The following is a 19,522-nucleotide window of genomic DNA, read 5'->3' on the forward strand; positions in this document are numbered from 1 at the left end:
GATACGTTTTACAGATTGGCAGTTCTTCCTCCAGATGGGCGTTAGCCGCTAAAGTCGATCTTGTCGGGCGTCTCCTGTTCGTTGATCACCATTTCAGCGAAATTCTCGGGGAAGTTGGTTGCCTCAATGAAGATACGGACGTCTTTCGCACCAGTGTGGGTAAAGAGGTCGAATCGAGTTTGGTACTCTTGGTCGGCGTCGAGTGAGAAGAGCTGCTCAGCATCTTCGAGCACAACTGACTCACCTACCGCTTCGATCGTCAATCGGAATTCACCCAGACGGCCGGTGTTCTTCACTAAGATGAGTGTCCGAGCCCGTTCATCGGTCTTTCTGAAGTTGCCGATCTCGGAGACGACTTCAACAATTTCTGGGTTCGGGTCGGGCTCGTCAACTGTCTCTTCGGCACTGTCGCCCGTCACTGAGGCACAACCGGCAAACGCACCAACCAATCCACACGCTCCTGTGGCTACTGCTTTGCGTCGGGTGTACTCGGTCTTATGGCTCATATTAGGCCTACTACGGTGTACAGCGAATGTGTTTATAAGCCTTTAGGCGGGGTGGGTTCGCGTAGTTGAAACAACATAAGTTCGTTTCAGACCCGAATCAGCCCCCGAAGATGAGGCTGATAAAGACGTGGACGATCGCCGCAAACGCCCGTTCGCTTACGGACATGGCCATGAGAACGATACCAGCATAGGTGATCTTCTGTGATTTTGAGCGGAAGATGCTACGGTGTTTCGTGATACCCCACAGTGCCGAGCCGAACGTCGTTGCGGCCATACCGGTTATGGCGGCCATTTGTGAGAACGTTCCAGAGAGATCCAGTATCCGGAGTATCCCATCGTTATCACTGAACTGTTCGAGATACAGATTCGGGAACATACTCTCAGCGTGTCCGATCCCGTTTGTGTGGCCAGTCATGATGTACGAGGTGGCTTCGTAGAATCCACCGACGAAGAGGACGGACACGAGTGCCATCCCGCCACCCAGAAAGAGGCCTTTGAATCGCCTGTGGGTAGCTGGGTTCGACCGCGTCGCGACGAGACCCAGCCCTCCAATAATAAACGCAACCCATCCGAGGGCTTCGGCAGTGATGATGCTGATATCGAAAATACGCCAAGTGAAGGATGTCAGTTCGGTGTAGACCATTAGGGGATTAGTGTGGTGAAAGAGTGATACGTAGCTTTGCGTGGAGCGTGGGGTTCAGCCGAACTAGTCCTGTCCCACGCCAGGGGCGGTGGGGGACGCATCCGGGTCGGGTTCGGTGTCTGCCATTTCCTCGCGGATGATGTCTTGGACATCCTCTGCTGCTTCGATCGCCGCATCGCGATACTGCTCAAGGTCAGTCCCGTATCGCTCTGCTGCGAGAGCGGCTGCCTCGTTGGAGTCGTCACCGAAGTTCGAGAGTCGGGTGGCTGTCTTCTCTGCGGTATCTTTAACCCAAGAATCGTACAGGGCCTCTGGGATGTCGGTGATGCTTTCGACGCGGACCTTCGGGACTGGTCCAGAGTCACCGGAGAACGTGACTGCCTTCCCCGTGACAGCGACAAATTCGGGCGGGTCCAGTTGCCGCATGTTCGCGATTGCCTCTGGTTCGAACTGCCCGGCGTCGATCGGGAAGCGACCGGTGGGATCCTGAAGTTCGCCGCGGATGTAGTTCTCGCTGTCCGGGTCGTCGACGATGTCGACGAGGGAACCGACGAGGAACACGCGGTGCGCCCACTGGCCGGTTGGGAGGAGAATCATGTTGGGCGATCGCTCTCCGTCTCCTCTCGTCTCTTCGTACGTTGCGTCTTTGTATTCCCACGCGAACACGCGCCGGGCGGGATTTCGTGATGGTGTGCTTTGGCTCATGAGTCTGGTTACGGGAGCTGTTCGAGCTCCTGTTTGACGTTCTCGAGGTCAGTCACGGACGGCGGGTTGAGTAACTCGAAGTCGGAGACGTTGAACGATCGACCGCGATCGCGACCGTGGAATCGGATGTATTCACCGTGGAGTTGGCTGACGATGTACTCTTTGACGACTCCGGTGTAGTCGTATTTCTCGACTAACTGCTCTGCCTGCTCGAACGATAACTGCGCGAGCGAGTCGGTCTGCTCGGCGTTGAGAAAGACCGTCCAGGAGTCTTCGCCGTCGTCGACGACGGCCTTCGTCCGGATGTCTGTCTCGGATTCCACTTCACCACAGTCCGGGCAGACGGTCGGATCCTGAAGGACCCGCCGGCACGTTTCGTTGGGGCAGCGTTCGATCAGGCCCATCTGGTCTTGGAAATCGACGAGGACGCCCTCGATGGTCTCCGTGTAGGTGTCAGGATCGATGTCGAGCGCGTCGTCGCCTTCGAGACGTTCCGCCTGGGTCGTTCCCGTGAGCTTCAATTCGATGTTCCCATCGAATTCCGTCGTCACAACGGGATCGAATCGGTAGGTTTCCCCAGTGACCAGTTCGGTTTCGAAGCCAGAGTTCTGCCACGAGACGAATCGAACGGTCCCGGTATCATCAGCGAGACGTCCCTGCTGGTCCATTTCGCTGTACGAGGGATCGTAGGCCTCGATGACGGTACCGATGAACTCGATCCACTCACCTTCTTCTTCGAGCTGGCTGGCGGTTAGTTGTGGGTTGACGCCCGAGGGAGGTGATGGGTTACTCCCACCAGAGAGGTACTGGCGGGGGTTATCCGCGCCGGCTTCTCGGAGGAGACTCCGGGAGACGTAGCGAACTGCGTCTTCGGGATCGACTCGCTTCTGTCTGTGCTCTTCGATGGCGTTCGAGATCGCCTCATCGGTCGTTTCGACTGAGATGCCGTCTTTTTCGGCACTTTCCAATGCCTCACGGACCTCGTCGACGTGATCTTGATGTTTGATGTCGGTCATGCGTGTGTTCAGTTGCCGGAGGGGTTCATTTTGGAAAAGGCCAGATCAACGATTCGGCTCGTTAATACAGCGGGCCTTTGTCTCCGGTTGTGAATTCTACTTCTGAGCCTGCCTATATTATGTTTCCGGGGGTGGTGAGGAGGTAGGCCCCGCACATAGATTTTAGTTCTCGGGGCGTTACGCGGTAGATATGAGAGGAAAAAAGAAATCACTTTGTCGGTCACGAGAACCTCGAGACCCATTTCGGTTAGTCGGGACAGCATCGCAAGGAGGGACCGATATTAACCCACCCGAGATGTGGGATACACAAAGCACAGAGGGGGGAGAAACTACCGTCAATCGAAGCGGATCTACGGGTTCCAGCGAAGAGCAACCTTCACAAACGACGGGTGGCCTTCCTACAAGGGCAACAGTAGGATATGTCGTATACACAGACTCGCCGCAGTTGCGTTCTCGTCCGGTCGATATCGGAGGCTCATCAGGCGTCTTTGTTCACGGGGGGGACCATCTAGTAGACGCGGCGAGTAGACAGTCAGAGATGTCTGATTTGTTGAAACAGGGAAGCGCCCCTTGGCGGCAACTGTCGAAACGTGAAGTCGAGAATCTTCCAGAGTCGGTTCGTCGGAAACTCGAAGAGCAAGGTTGCGTTCAGGCGACCGCGTTGTTCGGTGATCTAGCCGGGGAATTGGTTACTCTTGAAGATGGATGGAACACCGGGTATTCGCATGGCGCAGATGTGCTCGCGTCCATGATTCTATCGGCAGACGGGCAGGGGTTCACACGAGCGGTCTACTACTATCTGAGTGTGTTCGCGACCGAAGCGGGTTCAGATTCTAAAGCACTCGCGCAACTGAAAGGGATCCAGCCTGAGACGATTCGGGCTGAGCTACGGAAGGCGGAGAGTGACTGGGGAGAGGAGCTTGCTGATCTGGTTCAGCGGTCTGATGCGTCGTAGAGGGTTACTTGAATAATTCTCCGTCGTTCTGGAAGTACCTCTCCTCTTCGTGGATATACAGTAGCGGGATCATGATCACGGTGTAGAGTGCGAATAACCCGAGGACGTAGTACGTCCTATCGTAGAGCATGAGAACCAGCATCCCGGTCGCTGCGACGACGGAAAATAGCAGGAAGTAGAGTTCGATCCGCTCGTTTTCCCACTTGTTTTTCATCTGCCTGAATGTGGTCGGTGCTTCTGAGAACAGTAGTCGCATCTTCACATCTCGTGGGAGGTCCTCAGCTGAGAGATCGTCGTTCTCTTTGACTTCTTCGACTGTGATGTCGGAGAGCGAATCCTCCGAGTCGGAATCAGCGGTCTTCTCCCCGCTTCCTACGCCGGGGATTTTCTCGAACATATGATCTGCCTCTTGCTCACTCCTCTGACGGCAGTCCTATTCAAGCTCCCCCTTCTCTTCTAAGGTGCTCATCACGGATTCATGGTGGTTTTTGTCGAGGTCTTCCTCGGTCGGGTCGGCCGGTTCCGAGTTCTCCCACGTGGCTTTTGCTCGGGGTATCGGACCTTCGGAAGCTGTGTGGCAGGCCAAACAGATCCAACGACCAGCCCGGTTGTTTCCAGCTTTTCGGCTTCTGATGCCGTCGAAGACGTGTTTTTGCGCCGACTCACAGTGCGCGCAATTGCGGAATCTGACTGGGTTGTCGTCAGTGTTGTAGCTCCGCTGAAAGAGGAGCGCGGGGATCACCCACTGTTCTTTTCTATCCTCCCCTACCTCAGAGAACATTGTGTCATCGAGTGAGTCCGGGTGGACTGGATCGCTGTTCTCGAGGAAAATGTAATCCATTGAGGATAGAGTGGAAAACTGGCTGAAATCAATGCCGGCGTGAGAGGCGTTGGTCGAGTCTGCCTCCGCATCTAATTTGGAGATCGCCGACTCGAGGAGCGACTTCCCAGACGGGTCGTTGACGGGAACAGCTTCGGGGAGGTGACCTCCCCAGCCAGATGTGATCGTGTCGGAGGGGCTATCCATGGTCTCGATGAGTTCAAAGCTACGCCCATCGCCAGATACACCAGTTCGCCGTTTGAACACCGCGGAGGCAAGAGCGAGTGCGTGTATCTTGCTATTAGCGGGGACGATGGCGAGCGCGACGTGAGAGTATTTCCACTGATGTCCAGCATCGCGCTTTTCTGCGGCGTTGGTGACCTCGTGGTCAATACACCGGGAGTCGGTCGGTGGGATAGAACACCCACAGATTTCGCAAAATGAGGGGGCCTGCTCGTCTGATTGGTCTTCAAAATTGGAGGAGTGAGTATGTAATTCCCGTCCAGAAGACCGAGGCGTCCCGGCAGTACCGAGGTTTTCATCCTCGGGGAGGCGGTCGTCGTCGGGGTAATTGTCGTCGGTCATGGGTGAGATGAGTTGATGAGAGTTCTTAAAGGTAAGCTAGAGTGTGTTTCGGGAGAACTGGTGAACCTAGTGTAGAGACTGTTCGAGCCGGGTTAGAAGAGACTCTGGTTAGCAGCGTTATCGCCGGAAAGGGTCTGCTGGTCTTCTTCGGCGTCGGCGAAGAGATTGGCTTGTTCACCTTCGCTACTGCAGGTTACCTCAGGACGATCGTCACACAGGAGTCCCGTGGCTTCAGGGCGGTCAAGACGGCTCTCCCGTTCTCGCTTGTCGACGTCGACATCGAACTGATCGAGAGTGGTCGTGATCGCGTCTTCTGCTGGCTCCAACTCGCCGCTATCGCCAAACGTCATCTGCTGCTCTGCAGCGATATCGAACGCTTCCCGGCCAGTCGTCGAGTCACTGTTGGCTGGAGAAGATTCGTCTCCACTATCGGTACCGTCTGCGGGTTTCGTGTGGTCTTCTGGCTGTACTCCACTGTCGCTCGGCGGCGTGCTAGTTCGGGTAGACATGTGTGTTCACCTACTACTAAACCTTCAGCTAAACTCGGGGGTTAAAAATATAAGCTGGATCTCAAGACAGAGCGATCAAAAACAGAACAGCACCGGCACTGACGGACCCGCAAAGCAGTAGCCCCCAGTTCCAGAGGCGCGAATCGGCCGTTGCCCAGCCGAGAGTGTACGGTTTGTTGGAGATGGGCCAATACGGATTGATCGTATAGTCGTAGGCCTCGGTTAGGATGTCACCGACGAGGTGGCTGATGAATCCGAGCATGAAACCGAATGTCGCAAGGAGGAGGGTCGGTATGTCTGCTACGAGACACGAGAGGAATTCTCCGTTGCCGATCGTGTTGAACTCCAGTATCGAAACGAGCTGCGTGACGAGAGAGCCCATAGCCACACTGACGACAAGGGCGAACCAGATAGTGTGTGTGAAGCCACGGTGGGTGAGGATCTTGAGTCGTTGGTCCATGTCGGGAACTCGGGCCGTCGTGAATGAGAATACGAGTGTGAGGACCCCCCAGTGGGGTCCGAAGAGGATCCCGAAGAGTAAGGCGAACGGTGCGGCAAACAAGAGTGCTAATCCGATGTGGCCGTTTTTATACATTGTATCAAACCGCACTGAGACGGTTTTAGACGCTGGTTCGCGTTCATTTGATAAAAGTCTACCCCGGTGGCATCTCGGTTGGGGTTCTGACCAGAAACTATTCTACAGATGAAAGCTATGGGTGTGTATGGTCGATTGCGACTACTGTGAGGAGACTGTCGATTGTGGCGACAGCCACGATCAAGAGTTTCTCACGCACTTGGCAGAAGAGCATTTTGATGAGCTTGGCGCGGTTGACAAGCGATTAGTAGAAAATGTTTGGGACGGCAACGTGGCGAAACTCGAAGATGACAAGGAGCTCAAGCCGGCGATCGTCGCCGGGATTTTCGCAGGTGGCTTCGCGCTTGTCATCGGTGTGTTCGCAGTCCAGATGCTAGGTATCGGGACCGCTGATGCGACGGCGACGGATACGACCGGAGATTGGGTGTACGAACAAGGCGAAATGGAAATCACCGTCGACGGCGAACAAGTGGACGCGGCTGAGTTCGCAGACGGTGAAGCGTTCTACGTTGCTGAGGGGAGTTCGACGTGGCATATGAACGTCCCGACAGAAGACCGTCTGCGGATTGCCGAAGGGCTCGAAGAACTAGGTGTGGTCACCGTCGATGGTGGGTCGGTGTTAGTTACTGAAGCGATCACGGATGATACGGCGAATGCGGATATCTCCGTTCGTGTCAACGGCGAGGTCACGGAGTTGGGAGATCTTGTTCAAGATGGCGACCGGATCGAAGTCGTAATCGAGTCCGAGAACTAGAAACCCCACACTCGACGGTTGAGGTTCGTCTGTTCTAAAAAGGTAGATGAGAGATGCTAGTTCAGCACTCCGACCAGCCGCATGACTCGCACGTCTTGCAGCCTTCGGAGTAGTAGAGGCTCATCCCGCCGCACTCGGGGCACTCGGGGGACTCACCGGCCGCGATGAGTTCCTGAGTGGCGTCTTTACTGACGCCCTTTGTTCCGGCCGCTGGTTCCTCTGTGACGGGATTCCCACCGTCCGTCTTCCCTGACGGCGTGGTGTCAACAGCGTCCGCGTCGGGGCTGTTGTCCACGTCTGAGAGGTTCTGCTGTTTGGGGGTGTTCCGGTCGATGTCTCCCGTGAGCGCCCGGTGGAGTGCAGTGCCGATTGCGTCCGGAATCGACTGGATCTGCTCGCTTTTGTCCCACGCGATTTTTGGACTTCGAGTTCCGCGGAGTTCGTCGACGATTTCCTCGGGGTCGACGCCCGAGCGCAGTGCCGTTGAGATGACCTTCGCGAGTGCCTCCGTGAAGGAGTTGGTGTAGCCACCGGAGTGGCCGATGTTCGCGAACAGCTCGAACGGGCGGCCGTTCTCGTCCTCGTTGATGGTGACGTACACCTTCCCGTATCCCGTTTCGATCCGTTGGGTGACGCCCGCAAGAGAGTTGGGGCGCGGGCTCCGTTGGCTGTAGTCGATGCGGGGCTGTTTGCTCGCCTCGAGGATGTTTGCGATCTCCGTGTCGACCGCCTGTTGGACATTCTCGTTCTTGAGGAACGCATCGATGCCGCCGAACACATCGCTGATCTGCTCGACGAGGGTTTCGGCCGCTTCTGTTTCGTCTGCGAACTCGGCGTTTTTCGCGCGGGTCGTGAGGACCTGCTTCGAGCGGGTACCGTCGCGGTAGACGGTGACGCCCTTTCCACCGTGGTCGTAGATGTAGCGGTACACTTCCTCCATGTCGGCCGCGCTTGCGTCGTTGGGGAAGTTACACGTCTTCGAGATCGCGGAGTCGACGCCTTCCTGGCAGGCGCACTGAACCGCCGCGTGTTCGATTCCCGTGAGGTCGCCCGTGACGACGAACAGTTCGCCGATTGCGTCGGGGACGCTGTCGAGGCCGTCCACGCCATCGAACTCGTTGTTCGCCATCTGCTCTTGCGCTTCACGCTTGACAGCATCGACGTCGATGTCGTTTTCCTCCAAGGTCCGGAGGAAGTAGTCGTCGAACTCGACGAGCATCTCGTCGCCCTGGACGTCGTCGGAGACGTTCTTGTAGAAGGCGACGTTGTAGATGGGTTCACAGCCGCCGGTCGTGTTCCCGATCATCGACGTGGTTCCCGTGGGGGCGATCGTCGTCGTGTTGTGGTTACGGATGGGGAAGCCGTCTTCCCACTCGTCGGCGTCGAGCCCGGTGTGGTGTTCGAACCACTCGCGGTACTTCGTGGGGTTCGCGTACTTCGAATCGCTCCAGTCGTTGAACACGCCTCGCTCCTCTGCGAGCTGGTGAGACGCCTGCTTCGACTCGTGGTTGATGTGGGTCATCAGCTGGCGGGCGACCTCGTTACCCTCGTCGGAACCGTAGCGAATCCCGAGTTGGATGTAGAGTTGGGCGAGTCCCATGATGCCCAGACCGATCTTCCGCATGTCGCGGACGGTCTCTTCGATCTTCTCGACCGGGAAGTCCGACATCGTGACGACGTTCTCGAGGAACCGAGTGCCGTGGTCGATTCGCTCGTCGAACTCCTCATAGTCGATCGCTTCGTTGAGGAACGCATCGACGGCTGCCTCGTGAGAGTCGTAGTCGGCTGCGTTCTCTGCGGACCACACACGCCAGTCGGGCGCGTTGAGGTCTGCGATGGTCGAGAGGTTGATGTGCCCGAGGTTACACGCCTCGTACTCCTCAAGCGGCTGTTCGCCGCAATTGTGGACGTTGAGTCCCTCTTCGCCGGATACGCTGGCGAAGAAGTTGTGGGTGCCTTCGACGGTGAGGTCGTAGACGTCGGCCGTCCCGTCGAGGGTGACACTCTCGACAGTCTTCGCGATGGTTTCGTACTCCGCTCCCTGCTGGGTGGCGAGGGGCTTCGACAGAGAGACGATTGCGTCTCCTGCCGAGAGGTTCTCTGCTTTGACCCACTTCCCGTCGGCACTCCGCAGTTCGTGATCCGGGGTGACGCGGATTGCCGTTCCAGATTCGGTTGCGACCTTGACGATGTCGGCGTCTGTCTTGGTCTGGAACGCTCTCGCAGATCGGGTGACGACTTCTCGGTTGTTTCGCGATAAGACATCAACCCGACCGCCCGCCTCTGCCAGATCGCCGATGGTGGCGGTCTCGCCGTCCGCCAGTTCGACTTCCATCTCACCGGTTAGGCAGGGGTTCGTCGCGAGGATGCGGTGGTCCGGGTGTTCTTCCACGTCGAAGGAGTGTTGCTTATTCACCCGCTCGAGGTAGATGACGCCCGGTTCGCCGTTCTCGTGAGCACCCTCGATCATGTCGTCCCACAGATCCTGTGCGGGGATGGAGAGGACCTCTCCGACTTCAACGTGCTCGCCGAGGCCGAACATCTCGTAGAGTTCCTTCGTTTCGGGAGTCGCGACGTGCGGCTCCTCGGTTCGGGGGTTGGTGAAGACGAATTCCTCGCCCGCCTCTAGAGCGTCCATGAAGTCGTCGGTGATGCCGACGCTGATGTTGAAGTTCGAGAGGTGGCCCTCGACCGCGTTCCGGAGGTGTTCCGGCACACGGCCTTCGTCGTCGATGAGTTCGCGAGCTTCACCGAGCGCGTCCTTGAAGGAGTTGTGGGTGAAGTCGTCGGGGTCGTTCAGCCGCAGTGAGTGGGCGAGTGAGACGTCCTTGTTCTTCGCGTGGATGAACTGGATGACGTCGGGGTGGGAGATTCGCATGACGCCCATCTGTGCGCCGCGGCGAGCGCCGCCCTGTGCTATCGTCTCACAGAGTTGGTCGTACGTCCTCATAAACGTAATCGGGCCGGAGGCGATCCCGCCGGTCGAACCGACGGCGTCGCCGTAGGGGCGGAGTTTCCAGAACGCATACCCCTGACCACCACCGCTCTGGAAGACCTCTGCGGCCTCCTTCGCGGTGTGGTGGATGTCGGAGATGTCGTCGCCAGGGCTGTTGACGAAGCACGCAGAGAGCTGCTGGAGTTCGTCTCCGGCGTTCATCAGTGTTGGCGAGTTCGGCATAAACGACAGCTCTTCCATCTTCTCTTGGAAGGCGGCCGCCTTCGACTGGACGTGGTTGCGAAGCTCCTCGGGTAGTTCAGGGACGATTGTATCGTAGGCGAACTTGTTGACGTTGTAGACGCTCAAGAGTGTCTCGGCGTCGTCAGTTGCCTTCGTTCCTTTACCGAAGACCTCCGCGGCGAGTTCGTCACGTCGCGGGTGATCCGGCTTGATCTGATCGGGCGTGACGGTGACGTCGATCTCGAGGTTATCCGCCTCGAAGACTGCCTCTGCGAGGGCGACGTTGTGGGCGACTCGTTCGAACAGTTCTTCAGGGGCCTCAACAGCCTCGCCATTGGCGTTCTTTCGAAGATACCGGGCAGGCAGGATGTTGTAGTAGGCGTTGTCTGTAAGCGTTTCAGCTAGCGTATCGGCTTCTTCCCGCTTTATCGGGAGGTCTGGTGAGTTAGACGTGTTCATGGACGTTCTGTGGCGGTTGGCGTAGGTGGATTTCATCTACGGTGGCTGGTCGGTTCCAGCCGAGTATATTGGTTGTCTGCGTTTTCATAGTTCGTATCCGCTGGGGCCTCACCCTACAGATTACACCGAAGCAATCGGTGGAGATTTGGCTTGGTACACGGGCTATCATCAGGGTCTACTCGTGGAGAGGTTGTATCACTTGTGGTTAACTGTCTAGAAAATTTACTAATCAACTCACTTTATTCTGTTGTGTAAAAATTACTTACGCTGTCATTTCAAATCTCAGTACGTTTGTTTGATTTCTCCGGAGTCTATTTATATTCTTAGTGAAAAGCTCAAATTAGGACGATGGAAAATAGGTATGGACCTGGAAGCAACCCGGAGCTACACGAGAATGTAATCTCGTATTCTCGCCCACCTGTGCTGTCTGCCCATTTTATCCCGGCGTGTAGCGTTACACCGCCGCTTTCGATGTGGCTACAGATGTTTGAGATCCGGAGTCGTGTTTTCGGCCAGATATTCACCCAACGGAAGATGAGAGAGTTCGACGAATTGCCCCAGATGACGAACGTGGGGTCAACTTCGTTGGAATTGGAATACGAATCGCAGGACTACCACGATCCGCTTCAGTGCTTAGTTGAGAGCACCGACGCTCTGGAAGCTGTGGTGGATCGGAATGAGGCAGACTCGCCCGTTCTGGAGAGTGTCGAAATCCAGAATAGAAACTACGCTGAGTGCGGCTCGGATCTTGTCCAGATGTTCGGGACGCCGTTTTCAGACATCCTTGGAGTCCTCTCGCGGTCAGATATTCTGGTCAGTGGGTCGAATTTCGACAGTCGCGATCGCGATGGTGGGTCGGGTGACATGCTGGGCGACCTGTAGGCGTTTAGCCCTCCGTGAATTTCTAGAAGACGAGAGTTTCAACGAGCAGGCCAACTCCGAATCCGATGAGTGCGCCGGGGACGGAGACAATGAGCGCGGCGATCGCCTTCGGAAGTTCCGCCCACATGAGAAGCCCGAGGCCGATGATGCCGCCGAGGGCGGTTGTGAACTGCGGGAGGGTGATCGATAGTGCGCCAAACTGAGCGGCAGCACCGTACGCCCCGGCGCTGACAGCGAGCGCGCCCGGAAGGAATCCATCGCCGATCCCCAGCATCGAGATCCCGTGATCCGAACCGTGGAGACCTTCTAATCCTTCCTCAGAGACAATTTCTCGGAACTTCTCGAACGAGAAGGTCTTGGAGTGAGGTACGAGGATAAAGATCGGGATCCCGTATGAGATCATCTTTGCGGCCATTGATTGCATCTGGCCACCCTTCACACCGATCAGATCGTACACCAGCATCCCGAGAAGAAAGAGGATGAGGAGTGTAGCTGGGAGCTTCGTCCCGAACGAATAGCCGGCGTAGATCATCAGATACACACTGAAGATGTTGAAGATGGTCCATGTGGGGATGGCTGCTGGCCACCCGGTTCGAACCATCGCGATGGCGATCAACGCGACGATCGGGAAGAACGTCACAACGGGCTCGAGGTACTCTGTCAGAAGTGTGGGAGTGAATATTGCGATGCTGATGAGGGAGACGAAGAGCGTGCGACGCCCACCGGGTGTGTAAAGCGAATATGAGTGGCTCTGGATCGTGCTCGATTCGGCCATTGTGGTCTCTGCTTCACAACCAGGTGTTATGAAACTGGCTCTCAGATGGTTGTCGCGAGGAACAGATAGATGATGTCCAGAGCGTACAACGCGGTCGCGATGACGGCTCCAGCAAAGAAGAAGTGAGACCCGATGGCTCTTGCGCGGTCAAGAACCAGCAGTACGCCCACAAGCGGGAGGGAGAAAACAACGGACGGGTGCTTGAGGAGGAATATCGGCATGGCGAGGATGCCAAGAATCCCGCGACTCCCTAACGGTGTGTTCGCCCATCTCGCCCTGGCCGCTGTGTTGATGTTGGAGATATCCTGTGCGCTCGGGAAGGCGTGGAGGCTCGACGAGAGGGCAATCCAGAAGCCTCCGCATAGGAGGGCGATTTGGAGGAGAGATAGAGACTCGAGGCTTGTGTAGTGAAGTGAGATGCCGATCGCGAGGTACAAGCTAAAGGCGAGCATCGTGTTCAACAGGAACGGAGCTGCTGATACTGCGACGATACCGCGGTACGTTCTGGGCGTCTCGTGTTTCACGTACCCTGCTGGGCTACCGAACTTGAAGAGCCGATATTCAGCAATGGCGAGGCCGAGGTCTTCTGCGGTATGCTTGTGGGCTAATTCGTGGATGACCACGCCGGGGGCTGTGAGGAGGTAATAAAGTTGGGATAGCCACGGCGGGATGGAAATCGGCAATGTACCTCTATCGACTCAACTACCACGCATAACTGTTTCGCGAGGGTGCCACGGCCTCGGGTGTGGAAATTGATCTGTGCTTCACTGAGTGAGAGATTGAGCGGCTGAGGGTTCGAAAATACTCTAATAGACCGCTGAAACAAACAACGTTCAAGAGGGGAGCCGTTGTAATATTCAGTATCACAATGACCCAAGACAATAATCCGAGCCGGGAAGATCCGCCACCGCTACCTCCAGAGGTGACTGGCGGTGAGTCGATGGAACCCGAGCTCGTGCTTAGCGATGGGTCGGATTCGTCGGGTGGGTCGGATACTGTCGACCTGTCCGAGCTGGACGAAGCGTGGACGCCGTATTTTCGCTATGAAGCGGCGTATTCCGACCAGGTGGACGCGATAGACACGTTTCTCGACCTGCTGGCTGATAACGGCTACTACGTCCACGAGGGCGCGTGTGGGACTGGGAAGACGCTGATGGCTGTCACTGCTGGAATCCACGCGATTCGCGACCGGAGTTACCTCAGCCGACACCGCACTGAGGAGGGAGTGTTCCCCGAGTATTCCCGTGTCGTGGTGACGACACCGCTTAAGCAGCAAATCAAGCAGTTCATCGAAGAGATGAGGGGGATCAACCAATCCCTCGATCGCGGTGTGTCCCCGGTTTCGACGGTAGTCATGCGCGGACGGACAGACATGCTCCCGTACGCCTACACGGATGCCGCCCCGTTCGACCGGCACCCTGTCACGGCGAAGATCGATGATCTCCGTGAGATGACGACAGAGTTGATCCGGTTCGACTCGAATATCCCGTTGAACTGGCCTGACGGGATGACGCCGCCGGACTTCTCGCGCCACGATTACGATTGGAGTGATCCCTCGGAAGCGGCAGAGCAACACCGAGAGAACTACCGATTCGACCCGGAACGGGCGAAGGCCGTCCGCCAGATCGTAGCAGATCTCGAGAGAGGTGGCGCAGAGACTGCGGACAACCTCGTTGTTGATGGGGTGGAAACGCCCTACCCAGATTACATCCCGCACACGAACGACGTCGTCGACACGGCGGTGCTTGAGCGCCGTGGGACTGGTCAGTTGCCGTTAGACCTTCAGGGCAAGTTCGACCCGTTCTACGCTGGGTTCTTCGCTGGGGGGCCGTCTGTCCCGTTCAGTTTCGATGACGCCGAAGATCACGTTTTCGACCGTCGCGAGCTGATCGAGAAGGCCGCCAGTAGGGGCATCTGCCCGCACGAGACAATGGCGCACCTCGCGTCGGACGCTGAAGTAGTGCTGGGGAACTACAGCCACCTGTACGACCCACAGACGCGCCTACTCACAGAAGAGAAGGCGGGCATCCTCGATCAAGAGACCATCATCGTAGTTGACGAGGCACACCAGATCGAATCCAGAGTCCGAGATATGCTCTCGGATGAGATGGACATCTACACACTCGACCGCGCGATCGCCGATGTCGAAATCGCCCGTCACTACGCCAACGGGGATTTCGAGAAGACGCCATCGTCGGGGTTGTCAACGGAGAAGCGGCACACGGCGAAGAAACTCGCGAAGGAGGCGCTGAGTACGATACCGGGGTATTCGGTCTCGGTGAAGGATCTCTCTGAAGTAGAGCGGTTCCTTCGATACGTCAAAGAGAAGATCCTCGGGTACGGAGCCGAGCGCATCGGCAAGGAGTTTGACGATGTGACGTGGGAGCAGGCGGTCGACTACGGATGGAACCTGAGCGATATCGAGCATCCGCTGACCGAACCTGAAGACCCGGACGACCCGGACACACTCATGACTGAGACGGTCCGAGAGTCCGACTACGATGCTGGAACCTACCGGAAGGTCTACCCGGTGATGCTCGCTCTCAAATTCGTCTATGAGGGTCTCGAAGAGGAGGGCATCCACGACCGGACGCCGCAAGGTGTGGGTGTCGGGGAGTTCTTCAAGCGGTGGGCGGTCGAAGGCCTCGTCGAGTACCACCGGCACGTGGTTCTCGAATACAGTCCGAAAGAGTCCGTTCCGGGGGAGTACCCCGATTGGGTCAGTCAGTGGACGCCGAAGCTCCAGCTGTTCAACTGTATCCCGCGGCGAGAGCTCCAAGGCGTGTTCTCCGAGTTGGGTGGCGGTGTGCTGATGAGCGCGACCATCAAGCCTGAGGATGTTTTCATCGAGGCCGTGGGTATCGACGAGGTGTCGTACCCAAGTGAGGACGACGAAGAGGAGAAGCCCGGTGAGCGGCCATCGGAGTTCGAGCAGTACCCGCTTCGGTTTCCCGAGGAGAATCGGCTGTCGTTGATCGGCGACCTGCCGAAGTACACCAACAAGAATCGCGGAAGCCCGACCCAAGACCCACTTGAGATGACCGAGGTTCGCCAGGAGTACGCGAGAGTCATCAAGCAGGTCGCGTCTAGTCCCGGCAACGTGCTGGTCGCGATGCCGAACTACAACGAAGCGGAGTGGGCGTACGAACTCGTCAAAGCGGATCAGAGTTCGAAGCGGCTCCACCTGGACCAGTCCAGCTCCTCACAAGAGACCGACCGGACGCTTGAGGAGTTCTTCGCGGATGGGGACTCGGTCATCTTCACGAGTACGCGCGGGACGATCACAGAAGGCGTCGACTACGACGGTGGGAAGCTCCACTGTGTCGTTGCGGTTGGTATCCCGCTGCTGCCGACCTATCAGCCGACGATCCGAGCGATCAAAGCCGCCTACGATGACCGTATGGAAGGGTCCGGGTTCGACACGGCCCTAACCGTTCCCGCAGTCCGGAAGGTTCGGCAAGCCTTCGGCCGCGTGATCCGCGGCTCCGAGGAGACTGGCGTGCGGGTCCTCCTCGACGAACGATATGGGTCGTCGGGCTTCTACGGCGTCAACGACTACCTCTCGGAACAGGAGCAGCGAGAGTTCGCCATGACCAACCCCGATGATGTGGGGCGGGCGTTGTCCACGTTCTGGGAGGAAACGCCACTCAGCTATGAACACGGAGAAACGGCTGAGGAGGCAGGGTCAGAAGAGACGGTTGCGGCTAAGAGCGTCACAAGCGAGGAACCGGCACACGCGAGTGGTCGAACTGAAGACACGAACGACGCGGATTCGTACTCGAAGATCTACTTCGGAGAGGAAGCAGGCCTTTCCGGGTGGGTCTCCGTCAGCACGCGCGTTGCTGAGAATGAGATCGTCCCGCTCGTCTACGAACACACGGTCGAGAGCGGAGACACGGGTGAAGATACGATAAAGCTGAACTTCGCGAAGGAGCTATCGGCGAGTGGCTGGACAGACGTGAAAGCGGACATCGTTCTCTCGGAGATAGAGCCGATCGCAAGGGACGCCAGAAAGCCGGAGTAGCAGGCGGTTAGAATCTTGGGGTACGGGCCTTCCTGATTTGTCCGTTGTGCCGAACAAGGTCATCGCACTGCGGGCAGGCGCGGGGATTGTCTAGTCCGTCCGGCGTAAAGACTCGGACATAGTTGTCGGTGACGTGACTTTCACAGTTCTCACACGTGGGCATACAGCCGGCGCTCCGTTGCCGGGTGTAATAAGTGGTTCTGTCAGATTGGGCAGGTACCGCTTGTTTTGTGCTAAAGCCGTCGCTCCGTGGGGCCGATCCCCGGCGTTGTGAAACGGGGTTACCGCGTTCCAGCCTGTTTCATCGAGCCCACGCGCAGCTTCGTTGTCGTCTCGCATGTGAGACATCGGGTTACTCGAAACGGAGCTTTGCCGTGGGTTTTCGGGTCACCAGAGCCAGTTGAAGTGAATTCGACGGTGATCTCGTGAATGGTTAAATCATTACAGGAGTCACATTCCTCATACCGTTCGTTTTGGCCCAGTTCACTATTGCCAGTGTTCACTGCTGACCTACCGGTGTGTGACCTTTTATGCGCTTGAGGCATGGCTGGCGTTAGCAGTCATTTGTTATAACTATTCTGATTGAACTGACTGCTGGCTGAAAGGGGTGGGGGTAAACGAGGGGAAGGATTATCGTATGTGGGTGAATTTGGGGTGGTAAGAGAGTTGATCAACCAATTATGACGCCATCCGATAGAGAGACAACCGGCAACGAGACTTCTCGCGGAGTCGCGGAGTCTGATCTACACCTGCGGCAAGACGGGGGAGAGCCATCAACACCAACCCGTGAGCAACAAACCGGACTGGACCAAACTGTGGCTACATCGGAACAACTTGGCGGACTTCCTGAAGATTACGTCCCACCAAGTCAACGATATGGGAATGACGAAGGTGAGGGGTCAAACCCGCTGAGTTGGTCTGATGTAGAAGGCCCGATCCACGTTAAACTGATACTGCTCGTGATGGTGGCTGCGAGTAAAGCGTGGCATCTGAAGATCGCAGGGCTACACTGGTTACTGCCTAGAATAACAGGGACAGCGGATCCGAAAGAAGGGATTTCGGGGTACTTCTACCCGGAGGATATGATCGGTGACGAAGAGTTCATCGTTCACGAAGGAAACCCGAGTCGGTGGGTGATGATGGGGCCGTATGTTGTTGCGATCGTGATGCTCGTTGTTGCTGTGGTAGTAACGATTGGTGTCCCGCTGGGGTATGGTGAGGAGATGCTTGCGCTTGTCACTCCTAACGTACTTGATCTGGGCGTCCCTGACCGCTGGTGGTACTTTCCGCTATTCCTCGTTAGTTTGTCCGTGTTGCTACTTACTCGTCAAGCGATCCAGCGGGGGTCGACTTGGCACATCGTTACGAACCGGCAGATCCTTCACCGGGCTCACCTGCTTAATACAACGAAACAGCGGTTCGACCTCCATGAGATACAGAACGTTGAAGATCACTACCCGCCGCCGGAGCGGTTCTACGGTGTAGGCCACATTGACTTCTTCACCGCGGGGACGGGTGGAAGCGAAGTTCACTTCCACGGAGTTGACCAGCCAGGAGAGCTTATTAAGGAGATCAAATACTACATGCGTCAGGATAAGGAACGCAGGCTTCGTGGTGGTGTTTCTCCCGATTCGGCGGTGGACGATCCGCGGACAGAAAGATCGACAGAGTATCAAAATAGTAGAGGTCAGCAGCATCAGTCTGAGCCTACCGCTGATCAGCAAGCGGGTCAGTCCCCGGCTAGTAATGAAGAGATAGCACAACAGCCTGAAGAGCCTACTAAACCCTACGAACAGGAGGAGAATGGAGAAGAAGAGTCAGAATCACCAGAGTACCCTTGGAGGCAGCCGGCTCAAGAGGAGGGCGATAGCATAGAGGAACAAGTGACGAGACAGTCCCTCCAAGACGATATGCGGGAAATTAACGAACGGTAATCTGTAAACGACTTTTCGAAGGAATTTGGCGCGTCAGTCGCTCTGGATACGCGGAGCGAGCATGAACGTCGTCTGTCCGTGGCCCTCTGCGAATCCGAAGTGGAGCTTGATGGGGAACTCCTCGCCCAGCTCCATCGTGACCTCGGCCTTCTTCGGGATGGCCTTGTTCATGTCTTTCAGGTAGTCGAGGCTGAACAGCGAGTTCGCGGGCGCAGCGGAACTGAGAGCCACGAGACTGTCGGCGTCGAGTTCGAGGTCGACGTCGTCGGTGTCACCTTCGGCGCTGAAACTGAAGGTCTGTTCCACGTCGTCGACGGAGAGGCGGATGTGGTCAGAGACCATGTCCGCGGCCTTCACACCGCGCGCGATCTGCGAGCCCTCGACGGTCACGTCGGCCGGGAGGTTGAGGGCGGGGATCTCCGGTTCCTGTCGAATGGAGTCGGGGTCGATGAGCGCCAGCGTGTACGAGAGGCCGTTGATCTCCACGTTGAGCTTTCGCGTCTCGTGGTCGTAGTCCAAGTGGACGAGGTCGCCGCTGTTCGCGAGGCCGATGACCTTCTCGAACCGATCCCACGAGATACCGAGGATGCCGACGTCGGTGTTGAGGCTCTCGAACGCGGGAGCGGAGAGGGTCAGGTCGACCATCCCCACGTTGGCGGGGTCGACAGCGCGAATCTGGAGTCCCTCGGGGGAGGTGCGGATCTTACACTCGTCCACGAGAACGCCGACGCTGTCGATTGCGTCTTTGAGGGTGGATGCTTCCACGATCGCGTCGAACTCCTGGGGCGGGGACTTCACGTCCTCGTCGACTCCAGAGAAGTCGCCATCGTCGGTCTGTGCGGGTTCGGGTTCGGCCTGGGTGTTGCTCATGTCGGATTCCTCGTTGGTCGAGCCGTCCTCGGTCGCCTCCTCGGTGGCCGCCTCCTCAGCATCCACGGACGGGGTCTCAGACTCGTCTTCGGAGAGGTCGTCGGGTTCGGCTTCGACTTCTGCTTCGGGTTCGTCGACGGTATCGCTTTCGGTCACCTCATCGCTAACAGCGGAACTGGCGGGGTCGGTGTCGGGCTCTACCGCAGCTGCGTCGGTGCTGGCCTCCTCGACCGGCTCGGCTTCGTCGGCTTCGCCGGCTTCGGCGGGGTCCTCGGCTTCCACGTCGGGAGCGTCGGAGGCTTCGGGAGAGGA

The 19,522-nt window shown here is 57.2% G+C and carries 17 protein-coding genes; 5 read left to right on the forward strand and 12 right to left on the reverse strand.

Features of this window, described 5'->3' with window-relative positions:
* Nucleotides 1-41 precede the first annotated feature (41 nt).
* The 4 genes from BN903_RS01875 to BN903_RS15155 all read right to left on the reverse strand — a co-directional run bounded on the left by BN903_RS01875 (nucleotide 42) and on the right by BN903_RS15155 (nucleotide 2,870).
* Nucleotides 42-506: a hypothetical protein gene (locus BN903_RS01875; protein WP_154018001.1), complete on the reverse strand. Its 465-nt coding sequence runs from the start codon at nucleotides 504-506 to the stop codon at nucleotides 42-44.
* 97 nt (nucleotides 507-603) lie between these two features.
* Complete coding sequence (locus tag BN903_RS01880; protein ID WP_048076084.1) at nucleotides 604-1,149, reverse strand: hypothetical protein; 546 nt, start codon at nucleotides 1,147-1,149, stop codon at nucleotides 604-606.
* 63 nt (nucleotides 1,150-1,212) lie between these two features.
* Nucleotides 1,213-1,854, reverse strand: coding sequence for a hypothetical protein (locus BN903_RS01885; protein ID WP_048076085.1), 642 nt, complete (start codon nucleotides 1,852-1,854; stop codon nucleotides 1,213-1,215).
* A gap of 8 nt (nucleotides 1,855-1,862) precedes the next feature.
* Nucleotides 1,863-2,870 carry a hypothetical protein gene (locus BN903_RS15155; RefSeq protein WP_052334895.1) on the reverse strand — a complete coding sequence of 336 codons (1,008 nt, stop codon included), beginning with the start codon at nucleotides 2,868-2,870 and terminating at the stop codon, nucleotides 1,863-1,865.
* A gap of 538 nt (nucleotides 2,871-3,408) precedes the next feature.
* Between BN903_RS15155 and BN903_RS17080 the strand changes: the two genes are divergently transcribed.
* Nucleotides 3,409-3,825 carry a hypothetical protein gene (locus BN903_RS17080; protein ID WP_048076086.1) on the forward strand — a complete coding sequence of 139 codons (417 nt, stop codon included), beginning with the start codon at nucleotides 3,409-3,411 and terminating at the stop codon, nucleotides 3,823-3,825.
* A 4-nt stretch (nucleotides 3,826-3,829) separates the two neighbouring features.
* Here BN903_RS17080 and BN903_RS01900 read toward each other — a convergent pair whose 3' ends face one another.
* The 4 genes from BN903_RS01900 to BN903_RS01915 all read right to left on the reverse strand — a co-directional run bounded on the left by BN903_RS01900 (nucleotide 3,830) and on the right by BN903_RS01915 (nucleotide 6,334).
* Nucleotides 3,830-4,222 (reverse strand): hypothetical protein, encoded by a 393-nt coding sequence (locus BN903_RS01900; protein ID WP_048076087.1) that lies wholly within the window; start codon nucleotides 4,220-4,222, stop codon nucleotides 3,830-3,832.
* 36 nt (nucleotides 4,223-4,258) lie between these two features.
* Nucleotides 4,259-5,230, reverse strand: coding sequence for a hypothetical protein (locus BN903_RS01905; RefSeq protein ID WP_048076088.1), 972 nt, complete (start codon nucleotides 5,228-5,230; stop codon nucleotides 4,259-4,261).
* Between the two features lie 92 nt (nucleotides 5,231-5,322).
* The gene (locus BN903_RS17830) at nucleotides 5,323-5,739 is read right to left on the reverse strand and encodes a hypothetical protein (RefSeq protein WP_228840989.1); all 417 of its coding nucleotides are present in this window, start codon (nucleotides 5,737-5,739) and stop codon (nucleotides 5,323-5,325) included.
* Nucleotides 5,740-5,800: 61 nt separating this feature from the next.
* Nucleotides 5,801-6,334 carry a metal-dependent hydrolase gene (locus tag BN903_RS01915; RefSeq protein WP_048076090.1) on the reverse strand — a complete coding sequence of 178 codons (534 nt, stop codon included), beginning with the start codon at nucleotides 6,332-6,334 and terminating at the stop codon, nucleotides 5,801-5,803.
* 127 nt (nucleotides 6,335-6,461) lie between these two features.
* Between BN903_RS01915 and BN903_RS01920 the strand changes: the two genes are divergently transcribed.
* Entirely contained in the window at nucleotides 6,462-7,088 is a 627-nt protein-coding gene (locus tag BN903_RS01920; RefSeq protein ID WP_048076091.1) for a hypothetical protein, read from the forward strand.
* Nucleotides 7,089-7,149: 61 nt separating this feature from the next.
* On the opposite strand, the gene BN903_RS01925 is transcribed toward BN903_RS01920, so the two are convergent.
* On the reverse strand, nucleotides 7,150-10,725 hold the full coding sequence (locus BN903_RS01925; RefSeq protein WP_048076181.1) for an intein-containing adenosylcobalamin-dependent ribonucleoside-diphosphate reductase: 3,576 nt from the start codon (nucleotides 10,723-10,725) through the stop codon (nucleotides 7,150-7,152).
* A gap of 483 nt (nucleotides 10,726-11,208) precedes the next feature.
* Here BN903_RS01925 and BN903_RS01930 point away from each other — a divergent pair, with 483 nt between their 5' ends.
* Nucleotides 11,209-11,607 (forward strand): hypothetical protein, encoded by a 399-nt coding sequence (locus tag BN903_RS01930; RefSeq protein WP_154018004.1) that lies wholly within the window; start codon nucleotides 11,209-11,211, stop codon nucleotides 11,605-11,607.
* Between the two features lie 22 nt (nucleotides 11,608-11,629).
* Here BN903_RS01930 and BN903_RS01935 read toward each other — a convergent pair whose 3' ends face one another.
* Both BN903_RS01935 and BN903_RS01940 read right to left on the reverse strand, forming a co-directional pair.
* On the reverse strand, nucleotides 11,630-12,382 hold the full coding sequence (locus BN903_RS01935; RefSeq protein WP_048076093.1) for a presenilin family intramembrane aspartyl protease: 753 nt from the start codon (nucleotides 12,380-12,382) through the stop codon (nucleotides 11,630-11,632).
* 41 nt (nucleotides 12,383-12,423) lie between these two features.
* The gene (locus BN903_RS01940) at nucleotides 12,424-13,065 is read right to left on the reverse strand and encodes a hypothetical protein (protein ID WP_154018005.1); all 642 of its coding nucleotides are present in this window, start codon (nucleotides 13,063-13,065) and stop codon (nucleotides 12,424-12,426) included.
* A gap of 185 nt (nucleotides 13,066-13,250) precedes the next feature.
* Here BN903_RS01940 and BN903_RS01945 point away from each other — a divergent pair, with 185 nt between their 5' ends.
* A complete protein-coding gene (locus BN903_RS01945) occupies nucleotides 13,251-16,406 on the forward strand; it encodes an ATP-dependent DNA helicase (protein WP_048076095.1) in 3,156 nt (1,051 codons plus the stop codon).
* Nucleotides 16,407-17,221: 815 nt separating this feature from the next.
* Nucleotides 17,222-18,340 carry a PH domain-containing protein gene (locus BN903_RS01950; RefSeq protein ID WP_195155680.1) on the forward strand — a complete coding sequence of 373 codons (1,119 nt, stop codon included), beginning with the start codon at nucleotides 17,222-17,224 and terminating at the stop codon, nucleotides 18,338-18,340.
* 33 nt (nucleotides 18,341-18,373) lie between these two features.
* Here the strand turns inward: BN903_RS01950 and BN903_RS01955 are convergent, their stop codons facing one another.
* Nucleotides 18,374-19,138, reverse strand: a complete 765-nt coding sequence (locus tag BN903_RS01955; RefSeq protein ID WP_048076182.1) for a DNA polymerase sliding clamp — start codon at nucleotides 19,136-19,138, stop codon at nucleotides 18,374-18,376.
* Nucleotides 19,139-19,522 lie beyond the last annotated feature (384 nt).

The sequence above is a fragment of the Halorubrum sp. AJ67 genome, assembly GCF_000513435.1.